Origin of the sequence: Bathymodiolus heckerae thiotrophic gill symbiont, assembly GCF_900128515.1 — a bacterium.
Classification (GTDB): domain Bacteria; phylum Pseudomonadota; class Gammaproteobacteria; order PS1; family Pseudothioglobaceae; genus Thioglobus_A.
In genome coordinates this window covers 1-5,288 of the sequence record NZ_FQTP01000089.1, presented here as the reverse complement: position 1 = coordinate 5,288, position 5,288 = coordinate 1, and the positions used below count along the sequence as shown (strand labels likewise).

At 34.8% G+C, this 5,288-nt stretch carries 3 protein-coding genes and 1 pseudogene; all 4 read left to right on the top strand.

All coding sequences use genetic code 11. From position 1 onward, the window contains the following. Window positions 1–500: 500 nt before the first annotated feature. The 4 genes and pseudogenes from BTHERMOSOX_RS08955 (at window position 501) to BTHERMOSOX_RS08940 (ending at window position 4,894) form a co-directional block, all read left to right on the top strand. Window positions 501–2,063, top strand: a complete 1,563-nt coding sequence (locus tag BTHERMOSOX_RS08955; RefSeq protein WP_138120734.1) for a hypothetical protein — start codon at window positions 501–503, stop codon at window positions 2,061–2,063. 212 nt (window positions 2,064–2,275) lie between these two features. Next, entirely contained in the window at window positions 2,276–3,598 is a 1,323-nt protein-coding gene (locus BTHERMOSOX_RS08950) for a hypothetical protein (RefSeq protein WP_138120733.1), read from the top strand. A 337-nt stretch (window positions 3,599–3,935) separates the two neighbouring features. Further along, the gene (locus BTHERMOSOX_RS08945; protein ID WP_138120732.1) at window positions 3,936–4,205 is read left to right on the top strand and encodes a hypothetical protein; all 270 of its coding nucleotides are present in this window, start codon (window positions 3,936–3,938) and stop codon (window positions 4,203–4,205) included. Between the two features lie 146 nt (window positions 4,206–4,351). Then, window positions 4,352–4,894 (top strand): annotated as a pseudogene (locus BTHERMOSOX_RS08940) (IS1595 family transposase). The last annotated feature ends 394 nt before the right edge of the window (window positions 4,895–5,288 follow it).

The following is a 5,288-nucleotide window of genomic DNA, read 5'->3' as shown; positions in this document are numbered from 1 at the left end:
CAACTGGCATGAATATTTTTAAAGAAATGCAGCGATTAAAAAGCCTAAGGGATTATTACATCCAGTGAGTAAAAAAGGCTAAAAAGAGAGAAATAAGGCTAAAAAAATCAGACAAACAAGGTGTTTTTTAGATTTTTATGGAAAAATACGGAAATTTTGAGCTATTTTTTTGAAAAATTGCAAGGGTTGAAAATAGGATGGGGAATTATGAATTATGCAAAGGTCTCTATAAGATAATCCAGAGTAGGTCACTTTTTTCATAATTTTCTCTCATTTTTTTTGCACTTTATCTTGTCTTTTTGAAGTTTTTTAGTGGCTGCATTGATTTATATGGAGAATAGGAATTGATATTTTATTGGATTTTTTTTGTTAGGCTTTTATTTAAATATAGTTAGTGCTATCATTATTATCCCTTTAGTTAAAATATTATATTAAGAAAATTCTCATCGTAAAATATAACAATCTATTAAGATAAGCTTATTTTTAACCCTAAATAAATCATGGAAAACATTGTAAAAGTTTTAGTAAATATATTTCTCCTTTATATGGTTACTTTTGGAGCTATTACTTATGCAGATATAACAGTAGTTCCAGGAAATAACACCTGCCCCTCAAGCCAGCGATTAATTACATTTGAAGAAGTAAACAAAAAGCAAGATATATGTAATAAACTGCCTTATTGGGGTATTGTCAGAATTGCAAATAATGGATCAATGGATGGAGCAGGATATGGCTGTAAAGCAAGAAAAAAAGATACCAGAAACCTAGGTGCATCGCTATGTACAGATGTGAAGTTAGTGCTGACTTTTGAAGAAATGCACAATAAAGTTTTTTCTTTATATAAAAACATAAAAAATAACAAGGATAGTTTAGAACATTATAAGCAAAATAAATTACTTGACTGTTCGGCAGATGAAAGCTGGGTTAACAATCCATTACTACCAACAGATCCAGTAGCAACTGGAAAATTAGATATAATATGTAAATTCCACAAATTTGCTTGGCAATCTTTTGCATTTTTAACTACTACAGGGGTTAGTGAAAAACCTCGCTTTTTAGAAATGATGCCAAAGGAGCGAATATTTAAAGAAAACCCTGAGGCTTGGGATCTTGATGGTAGTAAAAATCTTATTTTTTCAAATACAAAACAAGCAGGCTTAAATCTCCCGCTAAATGATTGGAATCAAAATCCAATTTTTTATCAACAAAGTGTAAATAAAAAATTCTATAGTAATATAGTATCCAACCAATTAAACAATAGCCAATGTATCGATGAAATTGATTCAAAATTACGCAAATTTGACATCTCACCAGGCTCAATAGAAACCAAAACATCTTGGAAAATACTTGTTCCTGGTGATGATGCGTCAAAATTTTTCACTATTCATCGAGATATTATGCTTAATGGAAGGCTTTTAAAAAATACACAACTTGCTTTATTAGGAATGCATATAGTCAGGAAAACCCCAAAACACCCAGAATGGATTTGGACATCTTTTGAACACAAAAACAATGCACCTGATTGTGATAATATAAAAACAGATGGTGAGTCTAATTGGAATTTATATAATTCTAATTATTCTCAGCCAACGAATGTGCATGTAACTGGAAAACCAACCCAAGTATGCAGAAAAACACCTTATGGTGCTGGATTTTTAGCAAAAGCTGGGCTATCGGTAATAAGCGATATTAAAGCATTGAATGCTGGCATGACAGGTGTGTACCAAGCAAAAAACTCTGTATGGAGTAACTATTTTTTAGTAGGCAGTGCCTGGACGCAATCTATTAACCCTTTTTCTACTGATGGCAAGGTTCCACCTACATGGGAAAATGAGATAGGTGGATCAAGCCTTTTATCAAATTCCTCTATGGAAACCTATGTGCAGAACCCAAAATGGTTCGACATAGAGCATCCTACAACAAATAGAGGGTGTTTTGGTTGTCATAATTACAACCCTGATAAAAAAAATGCACTTCACCTGAGTCATATGTTTAATGCAGCAAAAGATTACGGCCCGTGTAAAAAAAATAATTCAGGAAATTTATGGTTAGAAAGTAATTAGTCAACCCTTAAAAACCGCACAACAAACTGATTTATAACAATAAAAGGCTTATTGCAGTTGTTTAAGCGTAAGAACATATGCGCCTAACAAGGCCCATCCAGCGGACAGCAAAAAGCGTCACGCCTTTTGCTTGCGCAAAAGCCACGCCCCTTTTATCCGCCGCTTATTTTGGCGTTAGCTGAAAAACGAATCATGAATCACGGAAACAAAGTATGAACGAAATAATCGTTAGGGAAGAACCAGCGTTGCCAGCCCTTCCTGCAACGGTGCTTCCTGCGCTAGAGCAGCTTACGGCAGCTCTCGGAATCCCAAGAACTGCATTGGCGAGTACCGAAGAAATTGAATACGCATGGCGTGATCTACCAAGAGAGCTTAGAGAAATACCGAAGGCATTGCGAGGTGAGTTAATTGCAAGAATGTGTGTCGCTGTTAGCACAGGATTATTTGATGGTGCAATGAATTACATTTGGAGTGCGGCAGTTCTCCATTTACGAGATAAAATTAGAACATTTAGTTTGCCTGTTGTAGCTCAAATAAAACAAAATGATTTTGAAGAAAAACATTTACTCGAACTACAAGATAGTAGGTTGTTGGAGTTATGTTTAAAGCTTAACATCATAGATGAAGACGGTTTCTTTTTCCTAGATCAATGTCGAGATGTTAGAAATAATTTTTCTGCAGCACACCCAACCCTTGGAAAAATTAATGATAGAGAATTTACAACATTCTTAAACCGCTGTGTTCGGTATGCGTTGGCAGATTCTGCCTTACCAAGAGGAGTAGATATTGGTGCGTTTATATCTGCGGTCAAAGGCCCAAGGTTTAATGCACAGCAATGTAATATATGGGTTCAGCGACTCACTGAAACTCATGATGCCCAGCGGCAAATGCTTGTGACTATGGCACATGGCATTTATTGCGACCCAAATACACCTGAGCAAGCGCGACTAAATTCTATTGATCTTTGTGAGGGCTTATTAAATGCATTTAATGCTTCAATAAAATCTGAATTAATAAATAGTCATACCGAATATGTTGCTAATGGCTATCAAGATAAACATGCTGCATCACTCCAGTTTTTTGAAAAACTAAGTTTACTTGGCTTACTGAATGAGTCAGAACAGCATCACATATTCACTCGTGCAATAAGTCGCCTCTGGGATGTGCATAATGGGACGAATAATTTTTATAATGAACCAGCTTTTGCTGAACGATTATTAGAACTATCAACTCAAGGCGCAGTTTCAGAAACTGCGCAAGAGCAATTTGTACAAACGGTTGGTTGTTGTAGGGTCGGAAATGGTTACGGCGTATCTAACGCAGTAGTGAGATACTATGATCAAATGATTCAAAACTTTTCGCCTAGGGAGATTTCAACTCTTATCCAATCTGCAGCCACAAATATTAACCCACTTGGTAGTCGCGTATCGGCTGGTGGTTCATGTCGTGTGAATTTTAAAGCCATGCTTGGTCTGCTCGATGCTGCCAGTATTCCAAATGTTGTGAGTGCTGCATATGCCCAGTTTAGGTGTTAGGTAGCTGTCTCACACCTTTCTTATCTTTTTACAGAAACATTTAGAGGAATAATAAAAATCATAGTTGTTGCTACCAAGCTCGAAAAACAAGGAGTAAATGATATATTTGGCGATGACTGGACCAAATCTAAATCATTTAAAGAAATTCAAGCATACGTTCAAGAGAATACAAATGGAGACCTGCTAGTATTACCATTGAAATACTCAAAAGGCTATGAAAATATCATTAGAGAAGAAATTTCCATTAAAAAACTATCTTCGGTACCTTTTGGAGGGCAAGCATATAAAACTCCAGCAAAACAATTTGATAGCTTATACACTGCCATAGGATTAAACCATGAATCTAAATAAAGCGCTTAACAAAGGAATTACATCAAATACGTCTAAAGAACATGTATTTGATTCTACGAATAAAAAGATAAACCATAAAAATGCTGCCAGTACGAGAAAAAAAATACCTAGCAATGAAGTTAAAAATATCGTAGTCTCTTTTAAAATTAGTGCGATCGAATTAGAAGCAATTAGCAAAAAATTTATTATTGGGGCAGATAGGCCAGCTTTGCTTGCAAGACATTACTTACGTGAAAAAACAGATTTTTTTGAATAGCAAAGTAACTCATTAAAAATTACTTAAATAATTGTCTACATGTAGACAACTTAAAAAATAATGGGTCATGACAACTTAAGCATATTTAAAATCATGTTAAAGTACCGTTATGAAAGTAAAAAAACAAGTATGTAAATCGTTCCCGTATTTCAGAGAAGAAATTTAGAGAAATAATTAAGTATTTTTCTCTTGATTTGAACGCAGTTCAAGTCAAGGAATTAACAGGATTGAGCAGACAAACAATCAACAAATATTTAACCGCTATTAGGCTTAGAATTGTAGAACTATCCATACTTCAATCTGCCCCACTAGTGGGACAGATTGAAGTCGATGAAAGCTATTTTGGCGCACGGCGCGTCCGCGGAAAACCATTGTTTTTGGCTTGCTAAAAAGAGGTGATAAGGTTTATACTGAGATTATTCCAAACTGCAAAAGTACTACCCTACAAAGGATTATCAAGGGTAAAATTAGTATTGAAAGCGTCATTCATTCTGATGGTTGGCGAGGGTATAATGGTTTAGTAGATTTTGGCTATAAGAAGCATTTTAGAGTACATCATAGCAAGAATGAATAAAAATATGTTTAATTTACATTTGAAAGAATGTGAATTTAGATTCAATAATCGCAAGCAAAATCTTTATAAGATTTTGCTTGAAATGTTCAGAAAAGAGTCGCTTAAGTTGTCATGACCCTTAAAAAAATATAATTTGTAAAGCTTCACCTACTCATCACCAAATATAAGATTCTTCTATCCTCATTTTTTTTAATGGCACTTCTAGTCTTAACCATTAGTGCCATTAACAAATGAGAGGATGTTTGGATTTATAAACCTCACTTGTTTAATCCTTAAACTAAACAACGCTGGGCTGATAACTTATTCATCTCAATGTCCGTAATGTTTAATGATACTTATCTTTAGATATTAGTATCATTTATCTACGGTATAAATGCCCTTTCTTAAATGTCTTAACCCTTTATTATGTAATTAAAAAATCACCCAAGCAAGCTTGGGTGATACTCTGTTTAACACCCCCTTGCGGGGTGAATACCCCGCAAGGGGTATAAATACCCAGCCATTCGGCT

What these genes read in the sequence shown, in the direction of transcription:
- BTHERMOSOX_RS08955 (WP_138120734.1), top strand. Translation starts at nt 501, where the DNA reads ATGGAAAACATTGTAAAAGTTTTAGTAAATATATTTCTCCTTTATATG.
- BTHERMOSOX_RS08945 (WP_138120732.1), top strand. Translation starts at nt 3,936, where the DNA reads ATGAATCTAAATAAAGCGCTTAACAAAGGAATTACATCAAATACGTCT.
- BTHERMOSOX_RS08950 (WP_138120733.1), top strand. Translation starts at nt 2,276, where the DNA reads ATGAACGAAATAATCGTTAGGGAAGAACCAGCGTTGCCAGCCCTTCCT.